Here is a 24,329-nt window from a genome sequence, read left to right as displayed (position 1 = left end):
GGGCGGGATGTGGAGGAGCGGGCGGAGCGGATCAGCCCAGTGCCGGACCGTCCTGCGGCAACTGGAGGTCGTCGCGCTGCGGCAGTTCCTCGACGTTGACGTCCTTGAAGCTGAGGACCCGCACGCGCTTGACGAACCGGGCGGTCCGGTAGATGTCCCAGACCCAGGCGTCCTCCAGGAGCACCTCGAAGAAGACCTCCCCGCCCTCGGACCGCGCCGTGAGCTCCACGGCATTGGCCAGGTAGAACCGACGCTCGGTCTCCACCACGTAGCGGAACAGGCTGACCACGTCCCGGTACTCCCGGTAGAGCTGGAGCTCCATCTCGGCTTCGTAGTTCTCGAGTTCGTCGCCGCTCATGCCGTCCATTCTCCCCCGGTCCCCTCACCGGGGACGTCCCATGACAGGACGGGCTGCTCGGCGGCCACCGGCTCCGGCACCAGCCGCCAGCTCAGCCGGTGGTGCGGGCTCGGACCGCGCTCGATGAGGGCCTGGCGGTGGCCGGCCGCGGCGTAGCCCTTGTTGCCCTCCCAGCCGTAGACGGGATGTTCCCGGGCCAGCCGGATCATCAGTCCGTCCCGCTCGACCTTGGCCAGGATGGAGGCGGCGGCCACGGTCGCACACGTCGCATCGGCCTTGACCTGCAGGTGCACCCGGCCCGGCCCGGCCGACAGGGCGCGGCACGCATCGAGCGGCGCCCTGGGCAGGAAGTCGTCCCGGCCGTCCAGCAGCACCACGTCCGGCGGTGCCCCCAGGTCCTGGACCACGCGGTGCCAGGCCCGGCGTCCGGCCAGGGCCAGGGCCGCGGTGATCCCGTACCGGTCGATCTCTGCCGGCTCGGCGTGCCCGACGGCGGCCGCGGCCGCCCAGGCGAGCACCTGCGGGACCAGCGCCTCACGGCGCGCGGGGCTCAGGACCTTGGAGTCGCGCACCCCGGGGACGGGGCCGGCGTCGGGAAGGCGCACGACCACCACGCCGACGCTCACCGGTCCGGCCAGGGCTCCCCGGCCGACCTCGTCCATGCCGGCGACCAGGGCCCCGGGGACGGTGTCCCCTGCCAGCCGGGTGGCGACGAGCGAGGACTCCACGTCCAGGCCGGGCATCGTCACGGTCCGGCGGCGTGCGGGCCGACGGGCGGTGCGGGTGGTTGGGGTCGTGCTCATTCCGTCCCGCCGCCGGCTCCGGTCAGCGCCGGGTCTGGCTCGGGGACGGAGTCGAAGGCGTCCCGGTCGCCACCGGCGTCCCCCCAGCGGCTGAGGGGCCAGGCGATCACCTCGGCGCGGCCGGTGACATCGTCCAGGCTGATGAAGCCGTTGCCGGGTCCCTGCTGGTGCAGGCGGGAATCGGCGGAGGCGTCCCGGTGGTCGCCCATGACCCAGACGTGCCCCTCCGGGACAGTGACGTCGAAGGGCATGTCCGAGGGCGCTGACCCCGGGTGCAGGTACGGCTCCTCGACGGGCTCTCCGTTCACCGTCAGCTGGCCGGTGTCCGAGCAGCATTCCACGCGGTCCCCCGGCATGCCGATGATGCGCTTGACCAGGTGCTGCTCCGAGGAGTCCGGCATCAGGCCGATGAATTCCAGGCCCTCGCGCACCGGGTTGGCGGGCTGCGGGACCGGCTCACCGAGCCAGCCCTTGGTGTCCTGGAAGACGATGACGTCCCCCCGGTCGACCTCGAAGGGACCGGGCACCAGGAGGTTGACGAAGATCCGGTCGTTGACCTGGAGGGTCTGTTCCATCGAACCGGAGGGGATGTAGTAGGCGCGGAACAGGAAGGTCTTGACCAGGAACGAGGCCAGGATGGTGATCAGGACGATCAGGACGATCTCGCGCACGGCCAGCCAGAGCCGACGACCGGAGGACGGCTGAGTGGCCGTTCCGTCGCTGCTGTCCTGGGCCATCTCGCTGTCCTCTCCGCTGGTCCGGCTGTCCACTCTACCGCCCGTCCCCCGCCGGAATGTCCTCCCGGCGGCCGGGGGGCGAGACGACGGCATCGACCCTGCCGAGGACCATCGACTCCCGGATCATCCCGCCGCCGGGGGCGCCGAGCAGGGACCGCGAGTCCTCGGAGGCGTGGCGGTTGTCCCCCAGCAGGAACAGCCGGCCCTCGGGGACCTCGGCGGTGAACTCGATCCGGGAGGCCGGGGGCGGTCCGGCCAGGTAGTACTCGGGGACCGGGCGGCCGTCGACCTCGAGCAGTCCGGCCGCCGTGCAGCAGCTCACCGTGTCCCCCCCGACGCCGGCCACCCGCTTGACGTAGGCGGTGGTGTCCGGGGCCAGCCCCAGCCACTGCAGGGCGTCGCCGCCCCATCGCACCGGGGCCGGACGGGAGTCGTAGGGGGCGAAGCTGCCCTCTCCGTCCACCACGACCACGTCGCCGCGCTCCACCGGCGCCGAGGCATAGGCCTCCCGGTCCACGCTGATGCGGTCCCCCTCGCGCAGCAGGGGCTCCATGGAACCGGAGGGAATCAGGTACAGCTCCGCGACGGTGCTGCGCAGCAGGGCCGAGGCCAGCACCGCCGCAAGGACCACCGCGGCCACGGGCAGGGCCCAGCGTGGGGCCCGACGACGGTCGGCGCTGGCCGGGGTACGCGAAGGGCGCCGGCCCCCCGACGGGGACCGGCGCCCGGTGCGCGGCGACTCAGGCACGTGGGGCCGATCAGGCCTTCTTGTTGCCCTTGGAGGTCGCGAAGTCGCGCTTCTCCTTGATCTTGGCGGCCTTGCCGTGGCGGTCGCGCATGTAGTACAGCTTGGCGCGGCGCACGTCACCGCGAGTGACGAGTTCGATCTTGTCGATGACCGGGGAGTTCACCGGGAAGGTGCGCTCCACGCCGACGCCGAAGGAGACCTTGCGGACGCGGAAGGTCTCGCGGACGCCGTGGCCCTGGCGGCCCATCACGAAGCCCTGGAACACCTGGACGCGGGCGGTCTTGCCCTCGACGATGTTCACGTGCACCTTGACGGTGTCACCGGGACGGAAGTCGGGGACGTCGTTGCGCAGCGAGGCGGCATCGAGGGAGTCGAGGATATGCATGCTGATACTCCTGGTGGACGCCACAGGTCATCCACGTGATCGGTGGCGCGCCGGCCGTGACCCCGGTGCGGGGTGACGGGATGGGCGTGCCCAGGCTGTCGACCGGTCTGCCCCTGCTGGGCGCCGGCTGGCCATACTGTCGGCATCCGCCCCCTGTGGCAGGTCGGATGTCCAGTTGACACAGCGGCCCATTATGCCAGATCCGCGGGCCGGCATCCAGCCGGCGTCAGCCGGCGGCCGGCGTCAGCCGGCGTCGGCCTCCGCGGCGGGCAAGAGGTCGGGGCGGCGGGCCCGGGTACGTTCGAGCTGCTGGGCGTGGCGCCACGCGGCCACCCGTCCGTGGTCTCCCGAGAGCAGCACCTCGGGCACCTCGTGTCCGCGCCAGGAGGCGGGCTTGGTGTAGACCGGGTACTCCAGCAGGCCGTCGCTGTGCGATTCCTCCACGAGGGACTCGGGGTTGCCGACCACTCCGGGCACCAGGCGACCGATGGCCTCGATCATGGCCAGCGCGGCGACCTCCCCGCCGTTGAGGACGTAGTCACCCAGGGACACCAGGCGCACGTCGAACAGCTCACGCGCCCAGTGGAAGACCCGCTCGTCGATCCCCTCGTACCGCCCGCAGGCCACCACCAGATGGCTCGCGCCGGACAGCTCCTGGGCCAGGGACTGACGGAACGGCCGGCCCGAGGGGGTCGGGACCAGCAGGACGGGACGGTCCAGGGAGGCCGCGCGGCCGGCCTCGGCGATGGACTCGAGCGCCAGCGCCCACGGTTCGGGCTTCATCACCATGCCGGCGCCTCCGCCGTACGGGGTGTCGTCCACGGTGCGGTGGCGGTCGACGGTGTGCTCGCGCAGGTCGTGGACGTGGATGTCCAGCAGTCCGTCGCGGCGGGCCTTGCCGATCAGCGAGACGTCCAGGGCCGAGAGGTACTCCGGGAAGATGGTGACGACGTCGATCCTCACGGCTGTCCGGGCTCCTGCTCGTTGAGGGTCAGCAGCCCGGGCGGCGGGTCCAGGGTGACGGTGCCGGCATCGAGGTCGACCTCCGGCACGATCTCCTCCACGAAGGGCACCAGGGCCTCGGCCCCGGAGTCCAGCGTCACCTGCAGCAGGTCCTGCACCTCCCCGGTGACCAGGCCGCTCACGGCACCGACGCGCGCACCGTCGACGACGACGGAGAGGCCGATCAGGTCCTCCTCGTACCAGCCCTCGTCCTCCCCCGGCTCGTCCGGGGCGGCGAACAGCTCGGTGCCGCGCAGCTCCTCGGCACCGTTGCGGTCGGTGACCTCGTCGAAGGCCAGCAGCAGGATGTCCTTGTTCCAGCGCGCCCGGACGACGGTCAGGTTCCCGTCCCGGCCGCCGGAGCCCCTCCGCCCCTCGAGCACGGCCCCGGGCACGAAGCGCGATTCCGGGTCGTCCGTGTAGAGCTGGACGGTGACGTCACCGCGGATGCCGTGCGGCCTCCCGATCCGTGCCACCCGGACGCTGTCCTGTGGGCTGGTGGTGCTCTCGGGCATGGCGCGGGTTCCTCTCACTGGTGGTGCGGGGGCGGCCGGACGGTCCGGCCCGGGGACGGCAATGGCCCGCGCCCGGACGGATCCGGACACGGGCCATCATGTCATGCAACCGGCAGGGGCCGGGGCGGGACCGACCGGTGGCTACCGGCGGCGGTCCGTGTCCACCACGTCCACGCGGACCGGGTGGCCGGCCAGGCCGTCCAGGACGGTGCGCAGTGCGGTGGCGGTACGGCCCTGGCGGCCGATGACGCGGCCGAGGTCCGCGGGGTCCACGCGGACCTCGAGGACCTCGCCGCGCCGGTTGGTGCGCAGGTCCACCTGGACGTCATCGGGCGAATCCACGATTCCCCGGACCAGGTGTTCCAGCGCCTCCTGCAGCATGGTCACTCAGACTTCTCTTCGGCCGGGGCCTCGGTGGTCTCCTCGGCCGGAGCCTCGGCGGACTCCTCGGCCGGGGCCTCAGCGGCGTCCTTCTTGGGCGTGATGGCCTCGGGGATGATGACCGAGCCCTTCTGCGGGGCCACGAAGGGCTCCTTGGCCTTGGGGGATTTCAGGGTGCCCTCGGCGCCCGGCAGACCCTTGAACTTCTGCCAGTCACCGGTGATCTTCAGCAGCGCCATGACCTGCTCGGTGGGCTGGGCGCCCACGGAGAGCCAGTACTGGGCGCGCTCGGAGTTGACCTCGATGAACGAGGGCTCCTCGGTGGGGTGGTACTTGCCGATCTCCTCGATCGCCCGGCCGTCCCGGCGGGTGCGGGAGTCGGCGACGACGATACGGTAGAACGGTGCGCGCATCTTGCCGAAGCGCTTCAAACGGATCTTAACGGCCACGGGTGTGGTAGCTCCTGGTTCTTAGTCTGGGCGCAGCGCGGAAGCCGGCCGTGGGGTTGGCACGGGTCCCTGCCCTGCTGACAGAACGACCGTCCGGTGGATAGAGGGTCGCCCGGACGGCGGTTCAGTACCCGTACATTCTGCCAGATTCGCGGCGGATTCTCCTATTCGGACGAGGGCGCGTCCGCGGAGCCGGACTCGGAGAGCACCAGCAGGGTGTTCCACGGGTCGCGGACCTCCAGGCCCCGGTCGGTGCGCCGCGTGGCGCGCCCGGCGGTCCTCAGCCGGTCCTCGGCGGCCTCCAGGCCGTCACCCCGCGGCAGGGTCAGCTCCACGCTGCCCAGGCCCAGGGTGTTGCGGCGCGGCCCGACGCCGGTGGAATTCCAGGTGTTCATGGCCATGTGGTGGTGGTACCCGCCGGCGGAGACGAACAGCGCCATCGAACCCAGCGTCGTCGTCCTCTCGAAGCCCAGCTCGTCGACGTAGAAGTCCTCGGCCTGGTGCACGTCGCCGACCTGCAGGTGGACGTGACCGACCGAGGCCGGCGTGGTGCGCAGGCCCGCCACGGCGTCCTCCGTGAGGTGGGTGTCGAGGAAGCCGTCCCACGGCAGGTAGACGGTCGCCATCTCCACCTGGCCGTCGGCGCGCCAGGTCCAGGACTCGCGCGGGCGGTCGATGTAGAGCTCGATGCCGTTGTTGTCCGGGTCCTGGAAGTAGAAGGCCTCGGAGACGTAGTGGTCCGAGCTGCCCACGAACCTCGTCGGGTCGTGGCGCAGGGCGGAGTACACGGTCGCGGCCAGGTCGGCGGCCTGCTCGAAGAGGATGGCCACGTGGTACAGCCCGGCCTCACCCTCGGCCGGAAGCTTCAGGCCCCGCGCCTCCTCGATGCCGACCAGGGGGACGCCGGCCCGGCCCAGGACCACGTTGGGGCCGTCCTCGGCCACCGGCACCAGGCCCAGGGCCTGCTCGTAGTAGGAACGCAGCCGCGGGACGTCGTCCGTCCTCAGGGTGACCATGCCCATGGCCAGGCCGGACGGCAGCAACTCGTCCACGGGCCGGCCGCTGATGGGCCGGTGGTTCCGTGAGGCGGTCGCGGGGTCAACGGTGAGGGACATGCTGGGCTCCTGGATCTGCTCGGCTGCGGGGGTCCGGCGCCGGCCCTCTCGGGAACCGCGCCATCCCCCCTCACAACGCAGTTGATGCTTCAACTATTCCGTCGTGACCCGGGTGTGACGACCCTCTCCCCGCGATCCCACCGTTGCCGCATTGTTGCTGGCCAACTCCGCGTTCTCGGGCTTCAATGGTGGCGAGACCGGTCCGCCGGATCCCGCCATCTGCGATGCAGGCCTCATCACCGAGGCACTGACACCCCTATCCCCAGGAGGACCATCGTGAGCGGCCTACCGCCTATCCCCATCCACGCCACCGTCATCGACCTGCGGTCCATCGCCGCGGCCCATGAGGTGCCCATCGTGTACGTGCTCGACGAGTACATGCGGCAGCACCCCCACCAGGAACCGGCAACCCGCGCCCAGGGCGTGCGCTGACCGTCCGTCCGCACCGGAACCGGCCCATCGGCCCGGCCCGCCCGGACCGGGCCACCGGGTCACTGCCCGGGGCCACCGCCGAGGTACTTCTCGAACCCCTTGGGCAGGTTCAGCGACGACGGGTCGAATCCCGCGCCGTCGGCACCCTGGCCGAAGGCCGACCCCGGCACCTGCGGGGCCGAGCGCTTCCGGCGCTCCTCCAGCTCGCGCATCTCCTGGGCGGCCTTGGCCGGGTTGCCCGAACGGGGCTTGGCTTTCTTGCCCTTGCCCTTCCCCTTGCGCGCGCCACCGGCACCACCGGGCATTCCCGGCATCCCGGGCATGCCCCCGCCGGCGGCCATCTTCTTCATCATCTTCTGGGCCTGGCCGAAACGCTCCAGCAGGCCGTTGACCTCTGAGACCTGGACCCCGGATCCCCGGGCGATGCGGGCCCGGCGTGAACCGTTGATGATCTTGGGGGCCACCCGCTCGTGCGGGGTCATCGAGCGGATGATGGCCTCGATCCGGTCGACCTGGCGGTCGTCGAACTGCTCCAGCTGCTGACGCATGCCCTGGGCCCCGGGCATCATCATCAGGAGCTTCTTCATCGAGCCCATCTTCTTGATCTGCTGCATCTGGTCCAGGAAGTCGTCGAGGGTGAAGTCCTCCTGGTCGACGAACTTCCGGGCCATCTTCTCGGCCTCGGCCTTGTCCCAGCTGCGCTCGGCCTGCTCGATCAGGCTCATCACGTCGCCCATGTCCAGGATGCGCGAGGCCATCCGGTCCGGGTGGAACACCTCGAAGTCGTCCAGGTTCTCACCCGTGGACGCGAACATGACCGGCTTGCCCGTCACCGAGCGCACCGAGAGCGCGGCACCGCCGCGCGCGTCGCCGTCGAGCTTGGACAGCACCACGCCCGTGAAGCCGACGCCCTCGTTGAAGGCCTGTGCGGTGGCCACCGCGTCCTGGCCGATCATGGCGTCGAGGACGAACAGGACCTCGTCCGGCTGGACGGCGGCACGGATGTCCGCGGCCTGGCGCATCAGTTCCTGGTCCACGCCGAGTCGGCCGGCCGTGTCGATGATCACGATGTCGTTGTAGCGGGCCCGGGCCTCGGCCACGCCGTCGCGGGCCACCTGCACCGGATCGCCCGTGGCGTCCTCGAACTCACTGGAGACGCCGGGGTGCGGGGCGAAGACGGGGACACCGGCGCGCTCACCGTTGATCTGCAGCTGGCGCACGGCGTTGGGCCGCTGCAGGTCGGCGGCGACCAGCATCGGGGTGTGCCCCTGCCCCTTGAGGTGCCGGGAGAGCTTGCCGGCCAGCGTGGTCTTGCCCGCGCCCTGCAGGCCCACCAGCATGATGACGGTCGGCGGGTTCTTGGCCAGGTGCAGCCGGCGGGTCTCGCCGCCGAGGATGTTCACCAGCTCGTCGTTGACGATCTTGACGACCTGCTGGCCCGGGTTCAGGGCCTGGCTGACCTCCTCGCCGAGGGAGCGCTCCTTGATGTGGCCGATGAATTCCCGCACCACCGGGACGGCGACGTCTGCGTCCAGCAGGGCCCGCCGGATCTCGCGGGCCGTGGCGTCGATGTCCGCCTCGGACAGTCGCCCCTTGCCCTTCAGGTTCTTGAAGGTGGCGGCCAGGCGGTCGGACAGGGAGTTGAACACGGCGGGGCACTTTCCTTCGGTGTGCGGTGCGGGCCCGGGAGGACCCGCGCTGGGAATCATGCTGCGGGCGGCGGCTCCCGGCGACGACGGCGGGGCGGGCCGCGACGTGCGGCCCGCCCCGTGAGCGGGTGCCTCAGCGCGGCCGTGACCGCCGTGGGCGGAAACTACCGGTTTCCAAGGGTATCAACCCTTTCCCGTGCCGCGGGCGGCACGGCGCCCGGCGCCGGGGCGGTGACCGGCTCGGCGGCCTCGGCCGGGGAGTTCGCCGCGTAGGCGGTACCCATGCCGCCACCGCCGAACTCGTAGGCGATCTCGGCGTGCTGGGCCTGGTCGATCCCCATCTCCTCGTCCTCCGGGGTGACGCGCCAGCCCATGACGGCCTTGAGCAGGGCGCCGATGACGAGGGTCACCACGCCGGCGTAGACGACGGCGACCAGCACGGCCACGACCTGTGCCAGCAGCAGCGAGGCATCGCCGCCGTAGAACAGCCCGGCCCGGCCGTCCTCCATGGGCAGGCCCAGCAACCCGATCAACACGGTGCCGAGGATGCCGGCCACCAGGTGCAGGCCGACGACGTCGAGGGAGTCGTCGAAGCCGAGCTTGTACTTCAGGCCCACGGCCAGGGCACAGGCCACGCCGGCGAGCAGCCCGATGATCACCGCGCCGACCGGGTCGACGTAGGCGCAGGCCGGGGTGATGGCCACCAGGCCGGCCACGATGCCCGAGGCGGTGCCGATCGAGGTCGCCCGGTGGCCGCGGAGGGTCTCGGTGACGGTCCAGCCGAGCATGGCCGCCGCGGGGGCCGCCAGGGTGTTGACCCAGATGAGGCCCGCCTGGGCGGCGTCGGAGGCGGCACCGCCGTTGAAGCCGAACCAGCCGAACCACAGCACGGCGGCGCCCAGCATCACGAAGGGGATGTTGTGGGGGCGGTGGCCGGGGTCGGTGCCGAAGCCCTGGCGCTTGCCCAGCAGCAGCGCCAGGACCAGGGCGGCCACGCCGGCGGAGATGTGCACCACGAGGCCGCCGGCGAAGTCGACGGCCTCGCCGATCGCACCGCCGATGGCACCCTCAGCCCCCAGCAGCCCGCCGCCCCACACCATGAAGGCCAGGGGGCAGTACACGAGGGTGACCCAGACGGGAACGAAGACGACCCAGGTGCTGAACTTGGCCCGGTCGGCGATCGCCCCGGAGATCAGGGCCACCGTGATGATGGCGAAGGTCGCGCCGAAGCCGATGCCGATCAGGTCCTCGGTGCCGACGGCACCGTAGAGCCCGACGTCGGTGAGGGGGTTGCCGAACATCTGGGCGATGCCCTCGCCCCCGCTCATGTTGTAGCCCCACAGCACCCAGACCACGGCGACGAGCCCGATCGAGATGAAGGACATCATCATCATGTTCAGCGAGGCCTTGGCGCGCGTCAGGCCGCCGTAGAAGAAGGCCAGTCCCGGAGTCATCAGCAGGACCAGTCCGGCGCACACCATCGTCCAGACATGGCCGGCTGTCAGTTCTATCGCTTCCACGGCACGTTCCTCTCTCACCTGTTCCGGGGCCGGGGGTGGCATCACCGGGCTTGGGTTAAAGAGTGCGGGCACCGTGTTTCACGGTGCCCGCAGCGGTGTTTCGGGTGTGTGACGAACCGGGGGATCGCGTTACCGGCTCGTTTCGGCTCAGTCCTCGAGGAGTGCGTCCACGAAGCCCTCGGCCTGGAACGGGGCGAGGTCGTCCGGGCCCTCGCCGAGGCCGATGAGCTTCACCGGCACGCCGAGCTGGCGCTGGATGGCCACCACGATGCCGCCCTTGGCGGTGCCGTCCAGCTTGGTCAGCACGATGCCGGTGACGTCGACGACCTCGGCGAACACCTTGGCCTGGCTCAGCCCGTTCTGGCCGGTGGTCGCGTCCAGCACGAGCAGGACCTCGTCCACGGTCGCCTGCTTCTCGATGACGCGCTTGATCTTGCCCAGCTCGTCCATCAGGTTGGCCTTGTTCTGCAACCGTCCCGCGGTGTCGACGATGACCACGTCGGCCTCCTGGTCGATGCCGGTCCTCACGGCGTCGAAGGCCACCGAGGCGGGATCCGCCCCGTCCTCCTCGGACCGGACGGTGTCCACGCCGACGCGGGCGCCCCAGGTGGCCAGCTGTTCGGCTGCCGCGGCGCGGAAGGTGTCGGCGGCGCCGAGCACCACCTGCCGGTCCTCGGCCACCAGCACGCGGGCGATCTTGCCGACGGTGGTGGTCTTGCCGACGCCGTTGACGCCGACGACCATCATCACGGCCGGGCGGCCGTCCTTGCGGGAGGCGTCGAGGCGGCGGTCCATGGTCGGGTCGACCATCCGCACCAGTTCCTCCCGCAGCATGCCCTTGACGTGCTGCGGGTCCCGGGAGCCCTCGACGGTGACGCGCTCGCGCAGCCTGTCCACCAGCTCCATGGTGGGCTCGGTGCCGAGGTCGGCCAGCAGCAGCGTCTCCTCGACCTCGTCCCAGACGTCGTCCGTGATGTTGTCCGTGGACAGCAGGGCGAGCAGCCCCTTGCCGAAGATGTTGTTGGACTTGGCCAGCCGGGCTCGGAGCCGCGCCAGGCGGCCGGCCGCGGGCGCGGGCCGCTCGAGTTCCGGCGCGGCGGGGGCCTCGGGCTCGGCGACGGCCGTGCCGGCGTCGACGCGGTCCTCGTCGATCAGCCCGGAGTCGGCCGCGGCCACGTCCCCGACGACGGTCTGGTCGGCCTCGGGCCGGTCCAGGACGGCCGTCGAGCCGCCCCCGGCCGGGTCATTGGGGTCACGGGTGGTGGGATAGGTGCCCGCCGGCAGCCTCGGCCGCCGGTCCAGGAACAGCAGCAGGCTGATGCCCACGATGAGGATGACAGCAACGGAGATCAGAATGATGGGGTCCACCGCTCCAGTCTGTCACAGCGAGGTGTCCCGGGTGCTCGTGGGAGGATGGTGGATATGGCACGCGCGAAGGGGGAACAGCTCCCCATCCCCCGGGAGATCAAGGTCCTCATCGCCGCGGCCTTCATCATCGCCATCGGATTCGGCATCATCGCCCCGGTGCTGCCCCAGTACGCCCAGTCCTTCAACGCCTCCGCGACCGCGGTGTCCGCGGTGGTGTCCGCCTTCGGGCTGACCCGGCTGCTGTTCGCCCCGTTCTCCGGCCGTGCCACCAACCGGTTCGGCGAGACCCCGATGTACATGACCGGGGTGCTCATCGTGGCGGCCTCGATGTTCCTCATCGCCTTCTCCCAGGAGTACTGGCAGCTGCTGGTGTTCCGGGCCCTCGGGGGGATCGGCTCGACCCTGTTCACGGTGTCCGCGATGGCCTTCCTGGCCCGCAAGTCACCGCCCACCATCCGCGGACGGGTGTCCGGGGCGTATGCCTCGGCCTTCCTCATCGGCAACATCGCCGGGCCGGTGGTCGGCTCACTGCTGGCCGTCTTCGGCTACCGGGTGCCGTTCCTGATCTACGGCACCTCCCTGGTGATCGCCGCCGGGCTGGTGTTCGTGCTGTTGCGGGACTCCCGCCTCGCGGACCGCGGCAAGCCGGACACCCGGCCGACGATGCAGGTCGCCCAGGCCTGGGAGAACCACTCCTACCGGGCCGCATTGACGTCCTTCTTCGCCAACGGCTGGGCCACCTTCGGCATCCGCAACTCCCTGACCCCCCTGCTGGCGGCCACCGCGTTCACGGGAGCCGGATTCTGGCTGGACGGCCCGCAGATCGCCGGCGCCGCACTGTCACTGTTCGCCGCCGGCAACATCGTGGCGGTGACCTTCTCCTCACGGCTCTCAGACGTGCACGGGCGCAAGCCCCTGATCATCATCGGACTGCTCGTGGCCGCCGTCGGCACCGCCTTCATCGGCTGGATGCAGGATCCGTGGCTGTTCCTGGCACTGTGCGTCGTCGCCGGGGCGGGCACCGGCCTGCTCAACGCACCCCAGCAGGCCTCCATCGCCGACCTCGTCGGACAGGACCGCAAGGCCGGCCCGGTGATGTCCACGGCCCAGATGGCGGCCGACCTCGGGGCGATCTCGGGCCCGCTGATCGCCGGGCTGGTCGTGGACGCGGCCGGTTTCGGCTGGGCGTTCGCCCTGACCGGCGGCATCCTGGCGGTGGGCGCGATCGCGTGGGCCTTCGCCCCGGAGACCAACCTGCCCATCGCCCCGGGCGGACCGCGCACCGGCGCGCTGCCGAAGGTCAGTCCCCCGGAGACGTCCGGGCAGCGTCCAGACGCTGGCTGATCACGGTGCTCATGCCGTCGCCCCGCATCGAGACGCCGTAGAGGGCGTCGGCGACCTCCATGGTCCGCTTCTGGTGGGTGATGATGATCAGCTGGCTGTCCTGCTGCAGCTCGCGGAAGATCTCCAGCAGTCGTCCGAGGTTGGTGTCGTCCAGGGCGGCCTCCACCTCGTCCATGACGTAGAACGGGCTGGGGCGGGCCTTGAAGATGGCCACCAGCATCGCCACCGCGGCCAGGGACCGCTCCCCGCCCGAGAGCAGGGAGAGCCGCTTGACCTTCTTGCCGGCCGGCCGGGCCTCGACCTCGACGCCGGACTCCAGCAGGTTCTCCGGGTCCGTGAGGAAGAGCCGTCCCTCGCCACCCGGGAACAGGGTGCCGAAGACGTGCTGGAACTGGGCGGCCGTGTCCTCGAAGGCCGAACGGAAGACGCGCAGCACCGTGTCGTCCACGTCCTGGATGATCTTCAGCAGGTCCCGGCGGCTGGCGTCGAGGTCCTGCAGCTGACCGGTCAGGAACCGGTGGCGTTCCTCCACGGCCGCGAATTCCTCCAGGGCCAGCGGGTTGACCCGGCCGAGGGCCGCCAGTTCCCGCTCGGCCCGGCGCAATCGCCTCTGCTGCTCCGCCCGGTCGTACGGGACGGTTTCCACCATCGCGGTCGTCTCCCCCGCCTCTCCCCCACCGGGGGCCTGCTCCGTCCGGGCCACGGAGGCCGGGTCCTGCCCGTCCTCGGTGGCCTCCGTCCCGGGATCGGCCCCGCGCGCACCGGCTGCGGTGGCGGGCGGCGCCAGCGGGACCGGCACGTGCGGCCCGTAGTGCTCGATGAGGAACTCCGGCGTCATCCCCAGGTCCTCCCGGGCGCGCTCGATGAGCTGGTCCAGGCGCAGCTGGTGCTCCTGGCGGTCCATCCGCGCCGCGTGCAGGCGGTCCTTGGCCCGGGCCACGGCGGAGCGGTGCTGTTCCGCGGCCCGCTGGAGGCGCTGGCGCTCGGCGGCGAGGTCCTCGCCCTGCCGGTCGAGGTCGGTCCGGTCCCGGTCGGCACGGGCGACGGCCGCCTCCAGCCGCTCCAGGCCCTGGGACAGCGCCGAGGACACCGCCGCGATGCGGGTCAGCCAGGCCAGCCGGGTCCGTTCGGCCCGTTCGCGTTCGCGGTGGGCCAGGGTGGAGGCCGAGACCTGCCGCCGGGCCTGCTCGGCCCGGGACGATGCCTGTGCGTGGAGCGTCTCGGCGGCACGCAGGGCCAGCCGGGCCTCCGTCTCACGGTGCCGGGACTGTCCGGCGCGGTGTTCCGCGGCGTCCCGGGCGGCCGGGTCGGGCTCGGCGGACGTCCGCTCGCGCGCCCCGGTCACCTCCACGCCGGGCAGGGACGGATCCGCTGACCCGTCGGCGCGGGTGTCGGTCCCGGTGTCCTCGGCCACGTCCCCGTCAACGCCCCCGGCCTGGGCCGCGACCGTCACCCGGGCCCGGTCCTCGGCCGCGGCGACGGCGGCCGTCGCCTCCGCCAGCCGGTCCTGCAGCCCGGCGAGCTCGGCACGCTGGCGGCGGGCGCCCTCGTGGGCACCGGCCAGCTGCTCGTTGAGCCGCGCCAGCTGTTCGGTGACGGCCGTGAAGCGGGCGTCCGAGGCGTTCAAGGCATCCAGCGCGGACCGCTCGGCGGCCTCGGCCTCCCGGACCTCCCGGTCCAGGCCCGCCCGGCGGAACCGCAGGCGCTCCACCTCGTGACCCGCCTCCGCGGCGGCCCGGGTGGCCTCGTCCGCGGCGGCCTGGCGCTCCAGGCGGCTGCCGGCACCGGAACCGCGCGCGTCGGTCCAGCCGGGTCCCACCACGTGCCCGTCCCGCGTGGCCAGGCGCAGCGGGGCACCGTGCAGCCGGCCGGGTAGGAGCCCGGAGTCCAGCCAGGCCACGGCGGCGTCCAGGTCCTCCACCAGCGCCGTGCCGGCGAGCAGGGTGCGCACGGTGCCGGCCAGTCCCGTCCCGGCACCCGGAGCGTCCATGGTCACCACGGCCAGGGCGTCCACGAGCCCCTCGGGCAGGGCCTGTGCTGTGCTCCCGGGGTCCTGGTGACCGCGGGGCTCACCCGAGTACAGCAACCTCGCGTCACCGGCCCCCTCCTCGCCCAGCCGGCCCGCGGCCTCGACGGCGTCGGCGGCCGAACCGTGACCGGGCAGGACCAGCTGGTCCGCCGGTCCGCCCAGGGCCGCCGCGACGGCCGCCTCCCACCCTCCGTCCACGTGCAGGACCTCGGCGAGCGCGACCGGTGCGAGGTCGGCGAGCGCCGTCACGGCTGCGCCCGCCTCGGGCTCGAGCGCCTCCACCAGGGCGTCCCGGCGGGCGATCGCCGCCCCCTGGGCGGACTCCGCCGCGGCCAGGGTCTCCTCGAGGCGGCGCAGGCGGTCGCGGAGCTCGTCGGCCGTGCCGGAGGCCTGCTCGTAGGCGGCGTCCAGTTCCTCCTCGGACTCGAGCGAGCCGGCCAGCCGGTCCTGCTGGTCGGTGAGTTCGGCACGCAGGGAGGCCGCCGCCGCCTCGGTCTCGGCCAGCCGCGTCCGGACCCGCTCGGCCTGTGCCCGCAGGGCCCGTTCGGTGGCCTGAGCGGCCTCGACGCGGCCGGCGGCGACGGCGGCCTCCCGGCGCCGGTCGGCGGCCTCCTGCACCAGCCGCGTGTAGGCGTCGGAGGCGCGACGGGCCTCCTGCTCGGCCTGGTCGCGGTCCCGGCTGGCCTCCTCCAGCTCCCGGCGCGCCTGGCCCACCCCGGCGGCGGCGGTCTTGGCCTCGACGGCGGCGCGGCGGGCCAGGTCCTCGGCCGTGTCCGGGTCAGGGCCCGCGGGGGCCGGCGCCGGGGTGCGGCGGGACCGTTCGCGCTCGGCGGCCACTGCGGCCAGGGAACGGTAGCGCTCGGCCAGGGTGGAGAGCTGGTACCAGTGCTCGCGGGCGGCCGTCGAGGCCTGGGCCGCCGTGGCCTGGCGGGCGGCGACGGCTGCGGCGGCCTCCTCGGCGAGGGTCACCTCGGCCTCGGCCTGGGACACCGCCTCCTCGAGGTCCCGGTCGCCGGCGCCCAGTCGTTCCAGTTCGGCCTGCTGGCGGTGCACGTCGTCGGCCAGCAGCCGCGAGCGGGCGTCCCGGACGTCGAACTGGATGCGCTGGGCCTTCCGGGCGGTCGTGGCCTGCTTCGACAGCGGTCCGAGCTGGCGGCGGACCTCCTCGGACAGGTCCCGGACGCGGTCGAGGTTGCCGCGCATCGACTCGAGCTTGCGGACACTGCGTTCCTTGCGCCGCCGGTGCTTGAGGACACCGGAGGCCTCCTCGATGAAGCCGCGCCGCTCCTCCGGGCTGGCCTGCAGGATCCGGTCGAGCTGGCCCTGACCGACGATCACGTGCATCTCGCGGCCCAGGCCGGAGTCGGAGAGCAGTTCCTGGATGTCCAGCAGGCGGCAGGACGAGCCGTTGATGGCGTACTCGGAGCCCCCGTTGCGGAACAGGGTGCGCGAGATGGTGACCTCGGAGTACTCGATCGGCAGGGCGCCGTCGGAGTTGTCGATGGTCAGGGAGACCTGGGCGCGGCCCAGCGGGGACCGCCCCGAGGTGCCGGCGAAGATGACGTCCTCCATCTTCCCGCCGCGCAGGTTCTTCGCGCCCTGCTCCCCCATCACCCAGGCCAGGGCGTCCACCACGTTCGACTTGCCCGAGCCGTTGGGGCCCACCACGGCGGTCACGCCCGGTTCGAAGTGGAAGGTGGTGGCCGAGGCGAAGGACTTGAAGCCGCGGACGGTCAGGGTCTTGAGGTACATGGGTCCGGTTCGGGTCGTGGACGGGGCCGGTCGGCATCACCGGCCAGGTCAGCGGAAACGTGCGGGTCTCGTCTCAGACCCGGACGACCTCCACGGGTCGGTAGTCCCTGCGCAGGCCCATGATGAACTCCTCGGCCTCCTCGAGGCGCTGCTTGGCCAGCAGCCAGTTGTACTTGCGGTAGTGGTACATCGTCTCCTCGGTCTCGCCGTCCGCGATGACCCGGCCGGCGTCCAGCCAGAGGACCCGGGTGCAGGAACTCGTGATCTGCTTGGCGTTGTGGCTGACCAGGACCACGGCCCCGGCTTGCTCGCGCAGCTTCTCCATCCGCGCCTTGGAGCGGTCTCGGAACTGGGCGTCACCGGTGTTCAGCGCCTCGTCCAGGACCAGGATGTCCGGGTTCTTGCTGGTGGCGATCGCGAACCGCAACCGCCCCCCCATCCCGGACGAGTAGGTCTCCATCGGCAGGTGGATGGCATCGCCGAGACCGGCGGACTCCTCGATCTCGGGCAACCGGGCCATCACCTCGGACCGCGGCATGCCCATGGCCAGGCACCCCAGGATGATGTTCTGCCGCCCCGAGATGCTGGGCACCAGGGCAGGGGACACCCCGAGCATCTGCGGGGTGCTCCGGGCCCACACCTGTCCGGTGGTCGGGGTCAGCTTGCCGGCGATGATCCGGCTCAGGGTGGTCTTGCCCGAGCCGTTGCGGCCCACCACCCCGAGGGACTCCCCGGTGCCCACCACGAGCGAGAACTGCTCCAGGGCGTAGACCGAGACCCGCGGTTCCCGGCGCACGGCCCCGTACACGATCCGCTTGTGCCACGGCAGCCTGCCCTGCAGTTCCTTCTTGGTCGACGAGACCTTGAAGGTCATCGAGATGCCGTCCAGGACCAGGGCCGGATTCTCGCCGCGGTCGACGGCCGGAGGCACGGCGCGCTCGGCGGCCGCCGCGGTGTCCTGGTCGCCGGACGGGTCGAGCAGGTCGTCCTCGTCGTCGTCATCGTCGGCCTCGGGCATCTCGAGGCGCTTCTTCGGGGCCGAGGTCATCGGGTCTCCTCCTTGCCGTACTTCTCGTCGGCTCGCCAGAACACGAGGGTGCCGACGACCGCCAGTCCCAGCGCCCATCCTCCGAGGATCAGCCAGTTGTCCCACCCCGGCGTGGTGGAGTACAGCAACGACTCGCGCGTCATCGTCAGGACCTGGTGCATGGGGTTGAGCTCGAGGATCGCCAGGATGTCCGGGTCGCTCACGAACCGCTCCACCGAGTAGAACACTCCGGAGCCGTAGAGCCAGAGCCGGATCGCGAAGGTGATGAGCTGCGCCACGTCCCGCACCCGGGACACCCAGCGGGCCAGGATCAGGCCGATGCCCAGGCCCATCAGGACCTGCAGGAAGAGGATCGGCACCAGCAGCAGCCACCGCCAGGTGACCTCCTCCTGTTCCGGGAGGACCAGGATGAGCAGGAACATCATCACCAGCGCCGGCAGGAAGGCGAACAGTTCCTTGACCACCGCCGAGATGGGCATGGCGGCACGCGGGAAGTCGAACGCCTTGACCACGGCCCGGTTGGCCACCAGGCTGTTGGCGCCCTGGGTCACGCACCGCGAGGTGAACTGGAACATGAACACGCCGATGACGAGGAAGCCCAGGTAGTTCTCCACACCCCGGCTGGTCTGCAGGAGCACGCCGAAGACCAGGAAGTAGGTCAGCCCGTTGAGCAGGGGGGTGAGGACCAGCCAGACGTTGCCGAGCAGGTTGTTCCGGTTGCGGGTGCCCACGGAGGCGCGCGCCTCGAAGACGATGAAGTCCCGGTACCGCCACAACCGGGCGAGGTAGTGGTGCAGGGGCAACCGGGCCCCCACTCGCTCCAGGCCTGACATGCGCACCTGCACGTGTTCGGGTCCTGCCGCGACGGCCACCTTCGCATCGGCCCGTTCGGCGCTCTTCGGCACGTGCTCTCCGTTCATCTGAAGCAGGACGCCGCCGCCGGGGGCTGGGGACGGTCATCACTGCCGAACAGTATAGGGCGGTCACGGCCGTGGACCCGGGTCACCGCGGACCTGGCCGGACACCGCCGGCGGGGACCAGGGCGGGCCGATGGGAACTGCCGGCCCGGCGCCGTCCGGACGGCGTGCCGCCGTCCAACCCCGCGGTACACGGTTGCGGCGGTAGCATCGGACCGGACCGTATCCATCCTGAGCACCACCCAGCGAGGAAGCATTCGATGACGCGCAAGAAGATCATGCCGATCTACGGCACCCGCCCCGAGGCCATCAAGATGGCCCCCATCGTCCGGGCGCTGAACGCCGACGAGCGCTTCGACTGCTTCACCACCGTGACCGGCCAGCACCGCGAGATGCTCGACCAGGTCAACGACCTGTTCGGCATCACCCCCGATGCCGACCTGAACATCATGCTCCCGAACCAGACCCTCAACGGGATCATGGGTCGCACCCTGTCCGGTCTCGACAGCCTCATCCAGGAACAGCGGCCGGACGCCGTGGTGGTCCAGGGTGACACCACCACCTCGACCGCCGGTGCGATCGCCGCGTTCTACCTGGGGGTCCCCGTGGTGCACGCCGAGGCCGGGCTGCGCAGCGGCAACCTGTTCTCCCCGTTCCCGGAGGAGGCCAACCGCAAGATCACCTCCCAGATCGCCTCCCTGCACCTGGCCCCGACCTCCACGTCGAAGGCCAACCTGCTGCGGGAGGCCGTGACCGAGGAGGACGTCGTGGTGACGGGGAACACCGTCATCGACGCCCTGCTGACCACCGTCGAGAAGAAGGTCCCGTTCACCGACCCCGAGCTGGGCGCTCTCGCGGAGCGGGTGGCCTCCGGCACGGGACGCGTGCTGCTGGTCACGACGCACCGGCGCGAGAACCAGGGCGATGCGATGCGCGGGGTGGGCCGCGCCCTGGCCCGGCTGGCGGCCCGGTTCCAGGACGTGACCATCGTGCTGCCGGCCCACCGCAACCCCGTGGTGCGCGAGGCCGTCCTCCCCGCGCTCGAGGGCCTGGACAACGTCCTGGTGACCGAGCCCCTGGCCTACGGCGAGTTCACCCACCTCATGGACGTGTCCGAGGTCGTGCTGACCGACTCGGGCGGAGTCCAGGAGGAGGCCCCGTCCCTGGGCAAGCCGGTGCTGGTCATGCGCGAGAACACCGAGCGCCCCGAGGCGGTCACGGCCGGAACGGTCAAGCTCATCGGCACCGACGAGGAGCGGATCGTCTCGGAGGTCTCCGAGCTGCTGACCGACCGCGCGGCGTACGACACCATGGCCCAGGCCGTGAACCCCTACGGCGACGGACGGGCCGCCGAGCGGACCGCGGCCGCCATCGCCCAGCTGCTCGGGGTCGGAGAGCGCATCGACGAGTTCGGCGTCTGAGCGTACGGACCCGCCAGCGGCGGGGACAGGGGCCCGTCGGCCGGGTGGTGTGCAGCCGCGCCGCGGCAGCACACCACCCGTCGGCTCCCGTCCGGCGCCGCTAGCGCCTCCGGGCGCGCTCGTTCTCCCGGTCGATCCACGCCAGGCGCATGCGGCGGCGTGCCAGGCCGGTCGCGGCGGGCACCACCTCGTCCAGCGCGGGGAGCACCTCCGACCATGAGCGCGGCCACCAGGACCCCGGGTTCAGCTGGAGCCGCATCTGGCGCACCAGCGCGTCCAGTGCCGCCGTGCCATCCCGCTCCAGGCCCCGGATCACCCTCGTGTCCAGGGGTGCCTCCAGGCCCCCCAGCCGGGGGGCCAGGTCCAGTCCGGCGTCCAGGTCCCCGATCAGGTCCGGGCGGCCGATGGAGTTCAGCAGGGCGGAATTCTTCGTGTTCGGTGACAGGGCCAGCGAGGGGATGCCGTAGCGCAGGGCCACCAGCAGGCCGTGGAACTTCATGGTCGCGAAGGCCGTCAGGGCGCCGATCGCCGCGGAGATCTCGTCCGGGGTCCGCCCCGAGACCACCGAGTCCGGGGTGAACGGCAGTTGGGCCATGGCCGGGGCGTCCCGGTGCCGCTGCCTGCCGTTGCCCAGTTCCAGGACACTGATGGCGTAACCGTGGTCCCGGGCCGCCTCGACGAGCCGTGCGAGCCCGGAATAGTCATTGTCCTGGTCGAACTTGCCCTGCCGTACGCTGATGCCCAGCGTCGGCCGGCCCCCCGTGCCCAGCAGGCCGGCGTCCGGCTCGGGCAGCGGCAGGCCGAACACCAGGTCCGGGTGGACCTCGACCGGCACGCGCGGCCGCAGCTGGGCACGGATCCACGCGGCCGATTCCTCGTCCCGGGCGCTGATGTACTGCACGTTGGGATGGCCGAAGAACTCCGCCATCTCGTCGATGACGGGCTGGCGCCGGAGCCGGTCGTGCAGGGTCACGCCGACGCCGCACACGTACACCGGCCTCCGCAGCCATTCCCGGCGCCAGTACAGCTCGGAGACGCGATCGGTCAGCACCAGGTCACCGCCCCCGATGACGATCGCCTCGTAGGCGTCCACGACGGTGCCCGGGTCCCGGCTCAGGTAGGGCGGGACCAGGACGTCGTGCGCCACCGATACGTCGAAGTGGGGCGAGAGCACACGTCGCCAGAGCTGCAGGAACAGCTCATCGCCGTAGTTGCCCCAGCCGAAGAAGCCGACCAGCCCGACCGCCGGCCGGTTCCGGTAGGCGGCCACGAGGTCCCCGCGACGCCTCATCCCGCGATGCCGGGGCCGGCACCCCGCGCGGCCCCGGTGGCGGTGGTTCCGGCCTCGGGCGGTGCGGCGTCCAGGCCCAGACCCTCCCGGATGGCGAGGGCCAGCTGCGGGGAGACCACGCGCCAGTGGTGCCGTTCGGCGAAGGCCCGGGCCGCGGTCCGGGCAGCGGTGGTCGTCAGCCGCTCGGCCCGTTCCAGGGCGTCGGCGACGTCCCGGGCGGAGCCGCCGTCGAAGAACTCGGTGAACTCGCCGGAGAGCAGCGACGGCAGCACGCCGACCCGGGCGGCCACCAGTGGCAGGTCGAAGCTCGGCCCGAGCAGGGCGCCCCCGGAGTTCAGGGCCCGCTCGTGCGGCAGGACCATGACGTCGGCGGCGCGCAGCAACCGCTGCACGTGGTCTCCCGGGACGCGGCGGTCCTGGACCAGGACGTAGGGATGCATCCGCAGCTGGCTCACGAGTGCACGGGTCTGCCGGTCGGATCCCGCGCCGCCGGCGATGATGAGCCGGCGGGGCCGCGCGGACCGCTCCAGGAGCAGGTTGAAGGCCTCCACCAGCCGTTCGATCCCCTTGTAGGCCTTGATCGCCCCGACCACGGCGTAGACCATCTCGTCCGGCTCGATGCCGAGCATGATCCGGGCGTGGTCCCGCGGCAGGTAGTCCTCGTAGGAGCCCAGGTAGGAGGGGTGCGGCACGCAGACGATCCGGTCCGCGGGCAGGGACAGGACCTCCTGGACCAGTTGCGGGGTGTCCTCGCTCATGACGTGGATGAGGTCCGCGACGTCGGCGACGGCCTGCTGCAGGCGCAGTTCCTCCTCGAGGAAGGCCGCGTCGTGGTTGACGACGTTGTGCACGGTCCACACGAGCCGGCCGCCGGCCTCACGGAAGCGGTGCACCTCGGCCAGGAACCGGTCGATCCTCACGGCGGCGTCCTTCGCGCTGGTGGCGCCCTGGGTGACGAACGCGAGCCAGTGCAGGTGGTAGATGACGCCACGGCTCTGGCCCTGCAGCCGGGCGAGCGTGCCGAAGGACCAGGGATCGGTCACCGGGGTGACCGCCAGCCCGTGGTCGCCGAACGAGGCGTAGGACAGGGCCTGGTAGGGATTCATCCGGGCCACGGGTCCGTACCCGAACAACCAGGGTTCGGCGTTGTCCCGGATGGTGTAGTAGCGCGCGGCCGAGACGGCCTCGTGCACCGGCGAGCCCTCCTCGGGCACCATGCCCTTGAACTGCAGCTCCACGTCCTATGCTCCTTCGGTCGTTGCGGTGGCGCGACGTCGCGCCCGCGTGATGACGGACTCGAACACGGTGCGGTACCGCGGCCCGTTGTGCTTCCACTGCCGTTCGGCCTCGACCCAGTCCCGGCCCGCGCGGCCGAGCCGGGCGCGCTCGGCCGGGTCGGCCAGCAGTCCCTGCACGACGTCGGCCAGGGAGACGTGGTCCTCCGGCTCGAACAGCAGCCCGCGGTGCGGGGCGTCCACGATCTCGGCCAGGGCCGGCAGGTCCGAGACGACCACGGGCCGTTCCAGGACCATGGCCTCGAAGGGCTTGAGGGGCGTCACGTAGGTGGCCGCCCGCTCCCGGACCCGCGGGACGACGAAGACGTCGATGAGCCGGTAGTAGTCCGGAACCCTCTCGTGCGGGACGGGGCCGGTGAAGACCACCCGGTCGCTCACCTTCAGCGCGGCGGCCAGCCCCTTGAGCTCGGTGACGCGATCTCCCCCGCCCACCAGGACGCACTGGGCCCGGACGCCCCGTTCCTGCAGCAGGGCCGCTGCGCGGACCAGCAGCTCCTGGCCCTCCCGGTAGTGGTCCATGTTGGACACGTAACCGAAGGTCGGCATCGTGATCCCGTGCCGTGACGCCAGGTCCTCGTCCCTCTCGCCCGGGGAGAAGTTCTCGAGGTTCACCCCGTTGGGCACCAGGCTGATCCTCTCCGGCGGCACGCCGCGGGAGACCAGTTCGTCCCGCATGGCCGTGCCGAGGGTCAGCACGTGGTCGGCCTCGCGCATGCACACGTTCTCCACGGCCACGCGGCGCCGGAAGATCTCCGAGTCGTCCTCGACCTCCGTCTCCGAGGTCCAGTTGGACTCGAAGAAGGACCGCACCTCGTAGACCACGGGGATCCCGGTCTTGGCCTTGAGTGCCAGGGCCACCAGCGCCGTCTCGAAACCGCGGCGTCCGGAGGAGACGTGGATGACGGCCGGGCGGATCTCCCGGACCTTGCGATAGGCCAGCCAGGCGAAGTCCTCGAGCCAGCGGTCGCTGGGCACCGTGCCGTAGCCGATGCCGGTGTCCAGCCGGTGATGGACGATGCCCTCGAAGTCCTCGACCGGGGCGAAGGCGTCCCCCACCACGCTGCGGGGGAAGCCGGGTTCGGTCAGCACGACCGGTTCGAGGCCGGCGGCCTTCTCGGCCTTGAAGTTCTCGTGGCTGCGGGAGGTGAAGCCGTTGGAGAAGAACGGCCGGGATTCCTTGACCAGGTGCAGCACGATGTTGTCCGCGGCCGGCGTCACGGGGTCGACCGGGCCGGGGATCCTCGGGAACCAGCCGGACAGTTCGCGGGCCCGGCCGTTGACCTGGGCGAGGTTCTGCCGGAAGGCCGGGTCGGTGCCCGCCAACCGCGCGGTGGCATCGAGCTGTTCGGTGATCGCGCCCGCGCGGATCGCCAGTCTGCGCGAGGCGAGCTCGAAGGCGCGGTCCCCGCCGAGGTCCTCGCCGAGCACGTCCCGCCACAGCAGGCCCACCCCATAGCCCTCGGGCCCCTGGGGCGCCAGGGCCTGGTTGCCGGCCACCGACGGCCCGGCCGCGGCCAGGCGCCGGAGCTGCCGGAGGTCACGGGCCCACTCGACGGGTTCGCGCAGGGTGTTGTAGTAACCGATCCGGGCGAGTGTCCGGCCGGCGGCGGGCAGCGAGAGCTCCCCAGCGCGCACGCTGCCGCGGAACCGGACCAGGTGTTCCCTCAGCTTCCGGGCCCGGCGCCGCAGCTCCCTCTTCGGGCGCAGGCTCTCCACCCCGAGCGGGTGCTTCCACAGGGCGGTCAGGGCGTTGCGCTCGGCGGTCACCTC

The 24,329-nt window shown here is 71.9% G+C and carries 22 protein-coding genes; 3 read left to right on the top strand and 19 right to left on the bottom strand.

The genetic code is table 11. The annotated features are described in order from the left end of the window. Positions 1-31: 31 nt before the first annotated feature. From GGQ69_RS03905 to GGQ69_RS03860, 10 genes are all read right to left on the bottom strand, one after another. Positions 32-358, bottom strand: a complete 327-nt coding sequence (locus GGQ69_RS03905) for a DUF2469 domain-containing protein (protein WP_183524860.1) — start codon at positions 356-358, stop codon at positions 32-34. After that, positions 355-1,161, bottom strand: coding sequence for a ribonuclease HII (locus GGQ69_RS03900; RefSeq protein WP_255459413.1), 807 nt, complete (start codon positions 1,159-1,161; stop codon positions 355-357). Before GGQ69_RS03900 ends, GGQ69_RS03905 begins: the two co-directional genes overlap by 4 nt. Next, positions 1,158-1,898, bottom strand: coding sequence for a signal peptidase I (lepB, locus tag GGQ69_RS03895; RefSeq protein ID WP_183524858.1), 741 nt, complete (start codon positions 1,896-1,898; stop codon positions 1,158-1,160). The genes GGQ69_RS03900 and lepB (GGQ69_RS03895) overlap by 4 nt, the downstream gene beginning before the upstream one ends. Positions 1,899-1,932: 34 nt before the next feature. Then, on the bottom strand, positions 1,933-2,538 hold the full coding sequence (gene lepB, locus GGQ69_RS03890; protein ID WP_183524856.1) for a signal peptidase I: 606 nt from the start codon (positions 2,536-2,538) through the stop codon (positions 1,933-1,935). A gap of 118 nt (positions 2,539-2,656) precedes the next feature. After that, a complete protein-coding gene (gene rplS, locus GGQ69_RS03885) occupies positions 2,657-3,031 on the bottom strand; it encodes a 50S ribosomal protein L19 (RefSeq protein WP_010145118.1) in 375 nt (124 codons plus the stop codon). 243 nt (positions 3,032-3,274) lie between these two features. Then, positions 3,275-3,994, bottom strand: a complete 720-nt coding sequence (gene trmD / locus GGQ69_RS03880) for a tRNA (guanosine(37)-N1)-methyltransferase TrmD (protein ID WP_183524854.1) — start codon at positions 3,992-3,994, stop codon at positions 3,275-3,277. Then, a complete protein-coding gene (gene rimM, locus GGQ69_RS03875) occupies positions 3,991-4,548 on the bottom strand; it encodes a ribosome maturation factor RimM (protein WP_183524852.1) in 558 nt (185 codons plus the stop codon). Before rimM ends, trmD begins: the two co-directional genes overlap by 4 nt. A 141-nt stretch (positions 4,549-4,689) precedes the next feature. After that, positions 4,690-4,929 (bottom strand): RNA-binding protein, encoded by a 240-nt coding sequence (locus GGQ69_RS03870; protein ID WP_029139284.1) that lies wholly within the window; start codon positions 4,927-4,929, stop codon positions 4,690-4,692. A 2-nt stretch (positions 4,930-4,931) separates the two neighbouring features. Beyond that, entirely contained in the window at positions 4,932-5,378 is a 447-nt protein-coding gene (rpsP, locus tag GGQ69_RS03865; protein ID WP_183524849.1) for a 30S ribosomal protein S16, read from the bottom strand. A 164-nt stretch (positions 5,379-5,542) separates the two neighbouring features. Further along, on the bottom strand, positions 5,543-6,493 hold the full coding sequence (locus GGQ69_RS03860; protein WP_183524846.1) for a VOC family protein: 951 nt from the start codon (positions 6,491-6,493) through the stop codon (positions 5,543-5,545). 276 nt (positions 6,494-6,769) lie between these two features. Between GGQ69_RS03860 and GGQ69_RS03855 the strand changes: the two genes are divergently transcribed. Beyond that, a complete protein-coding gene (locus GGQ69_RS03855) occupies positions 6,770-6,925 on the top strand; it encodes a hypothetical protein (protein ID WP_183524843.1) in 156 nt (51 codons plus the stop codon). Positions 6,926-6,984: 59 nt separating this feature from the next. On the opposite strand, the gene ffh is transcribed toward GGQ69_RS03855, so the two are convergent. The 3 genes from ffh to ftsY form a co-directional block, all read right to left on the bottom strand. Beyond that, entirely contained in the window at positions 6,985-8,574 is a 1,590-nt protein-coding gene (gene ffh, locus GGQ69_RS03850) for a signal recognition particle protein (RefSeq protein ID WP_183524840.1), read from the bottom strand. A gap of 164 nt (positions 8,575-8,738) precedes the next feature. Further along, on the bottom strand, positions 8,739-10,085 hold the full coding sequence (locus GGQ69_RS03845; RefSeq protein WP_298045688.1) for an ammonium transporter: 1,347 nt from the start codon (positions 10,083-10,085) through the stop codon (positions 8,739-8,741). A gap of 156 nt (positions 10,086-10,241) precedes the next feature. Further along, entirely contained in the window at positions 10,242-11,462 is a 1,221-nt protein-coding gene (ftsY, locus tag GGQ69_RS03840) for a signal recognition particle-docking protein FtsY (protein WP_183524836.1), read from the bottom strand. Positions 11,463-11,516: 54 nt separating this feature from the next. Between ftsY and GGQ69_RS03835 the strand changes: the two genes are divergently transcribed. Next, positions 11,517-12,806: an MFS transporter gene (locus GGQ69_RS03835; protein ID WP_183524833.1), complete on the top strand. Its 1,290-nt coding sequence runs from the start codon at positions 11,517-11,519 to the stop codon at positions 12,804-12,806. Here the strand turns inward: GGQ69_RS03835 and GGQ69_RS03830 are convergent. The 3 genes from GGQ69_RS03830 to GGQ69_RS03820 form a co-directional block, all read right to left on the bottom strand. Beyond that, positions 12,763-16,587, bottom strand: a complete 3,825-nt coding sequence (locus GGQ69_RS03830) for an AAA family ATPase (protein WP_183524830.1) — start codon at positions 16,585-16,587, stop codon at positions 12,763-12,765. The two genes, GGQ69_RS03835 and GGQ69_RS03830, sit on opposite strands and share 44 nt — an antisense overlap. 73 nt (positions 16,588-16,660) lie before the next feature. Next, the gene (locus GGQ69_RS03825) at positions 16,661-17,635 is read right to left on the bottom strand and encodes an ABC transporter ATP-binding protein (RefSeq protein WP_183524828.1); all 975 of its coding nucleotides are present in this window, start codon (positions 17,633-17,635) and stop codon (positions 16,661-16,663) included. Beyond that, positions 17,632-18,540, bottom strand: a complete 909-nt coding sequence (locus GGQ69_RS03820) for an ABC transporter permease (protein WP_298045196.1) — start codon at positions 18,538-18,540, stop codon at positions 17,632-17,634. The genes GGQ69_RS03825 and GGQ69_RS03820 overlap by 4 nt, the downstream gene beginning before the upstream one ends. 272 nt (positions 18,541-18,812) lie before the next feature. Here GGQ69_RS03820 and wecB point away from each other — a divergent pair, with 272 nt between their 5' ends. After that, entirely contained in the window at positions 18,813-19,973 is a 1,161-nt protein-coding gene (gene wecB, locus GGQ69_RS03815; RefSeq protein WP_183524823.1) for a non-hydrolyzing UDP-N-acetylglucosamine 2-epimerase, read from the top strand. A gap of 100 nt (positions 19,974-20,073) precedes the next feature. Here the strand turns inward: wecB and GGQ69_RS03810 are convergent, their stop codons facing one another. From GGQ69_RS03810 to GGQ69_RS03800, 3 genes are read right to left on the bottom strand one after another with little or no spacing between them, the layout of a single operon-like run. Next, positions 20,074-21,264: a polysaccharide pyruvyl transferase family protein gene (locus tag GGQ69_RS03810; RefSeq protein WP_183524822.1), complete on the bottom strand. Its 1,191-nt coding sequence runs from the start codon at positions 21,262-21,264 to the stop codon at positions 20,074-20,076. Further along, positions 21,261-22,502 (bottom strand): glycosyltransferase, encoded by a 1,242-nt coding sequence (locus GGQ69_RS03805; protein ID WP_183524821.1) that lies wholly within the window; start codon positions 22,500-22,502, stop codon positions 21,261-21,263. The genes GGQ69_RS03810 and GGQ69_RS03805 overlap by 4 nt, the downstream gene beginning before the upstream one ends. A gap of 3 nt (positions 22,503-22,505) precedes the next feature. Next, complete coding sequence (locus GGQ69_RS03800) at positions 22,506-24,326, bottom strand: glycosyltransferase family 4 protein (protein WP_183524819.1); 1,821 nt, start codon at positions 24,324-24,326, stop codon at positions 22,506-22,508. Positions 24,327-24,329 lie beyond the last annotated feature (3 nt).

The sequence above is a fragment of the Micrococcus sp. TA1 genome (genome assembly GCF_014199555.1).
GTDB lineage: Bacteria > Actinomycetota > Actinomycetes > Actinomycetales > Micrococcaceae > Citricoccus.
This window is presented reverse-complemented; position numbering and strand designations above follow the sequence as displayed.

Bases quoted from the DNA above. Each gene is read 5' to 3' on its own strand.
- GGQ69_RS03905 (WP_183524860.1), bottom strand. From the start codon at position 358: ATGAGCGGCGACGAACTCGAGAACTACGAAGCCGAGATGGAGCTCCAG.
- GGQ69_RS03900 (WP_255459413.1), bottom strand. From the start codon at position 1,161: ATGAGCACGACCCCAACCACCCGCACCGCCCGTCGGCCCGCACGCCGC.
- lepB (WP_183524858.1), bottom strand. From the start codon at position 1,898: ATGGCCCAGGACAGCAGCGACGGAACGGCCACTCAGCCGTCCTCCGGT.
- rplS (WP_010145118.1), bottom strand. From the start codon at position 3,031: ATGCATATCCTCGACTCCCTCGATGCCGCCTCGCTGCGCAACGACGTC.
- rimM (WP_183524852.1), bottom strand. From the start codon at position 4,548: ATGCCCGAGAGCACCACCAGCCCACAGGACAGCGTCCGGGTGGCACGG.
- GGQ69_RS03870 (WP_029139284.1), bottom strand. From the start codon at position 4,929: ATGCTGCAGGAGGCGCTGGAACACCTGGTCCGGGGAATCGTGGATTCG.
- GGQ69_RS03860 (WP_183524846.1), bottom strand. From the start codon at position 6,493: ATGTCCCTCACCGTTGACCCCGCGACCGCCTCACGGAACCACCGGCCC.
- GGQ69_RS03835 (WP_183524833.1), top strand. From the start codon at position 11,517: ATGGCACGCGCGAAGGGGGAACAGCTCCCCATCCCCCGGGAGATCAAG.
- GGQ69_RS03830 (WP_183524830.1), bottom strand. From the start codon at position 16,587: ATGTACCTCAAGACCCTGACCGTCCGCGGCTTCAAGTCCTTCGCCTCG.
- GGQ69_RS03825 (WP_183524828.1), bottom strand. From the start codon at position 17,635: ATGACCTCGGCCCCGAAGAAGCGCCTCGAGATGCCCGAGGCCGACGAT.
- wecB (WP_183524823.1), top strand. From the start codon at position 18,813: ATGACGCGCAAGAAGATCATGCCGATCTACGGCACCCGCCCCGAGGCC.
- GGQ69_RS03810 (WP_183524822.1), bottom strand. From the start codon at position 21,264: ATGAGGCGTCGCGGGGACCTCGTGGCCGCCTACCGGAACCGGCCGGCG.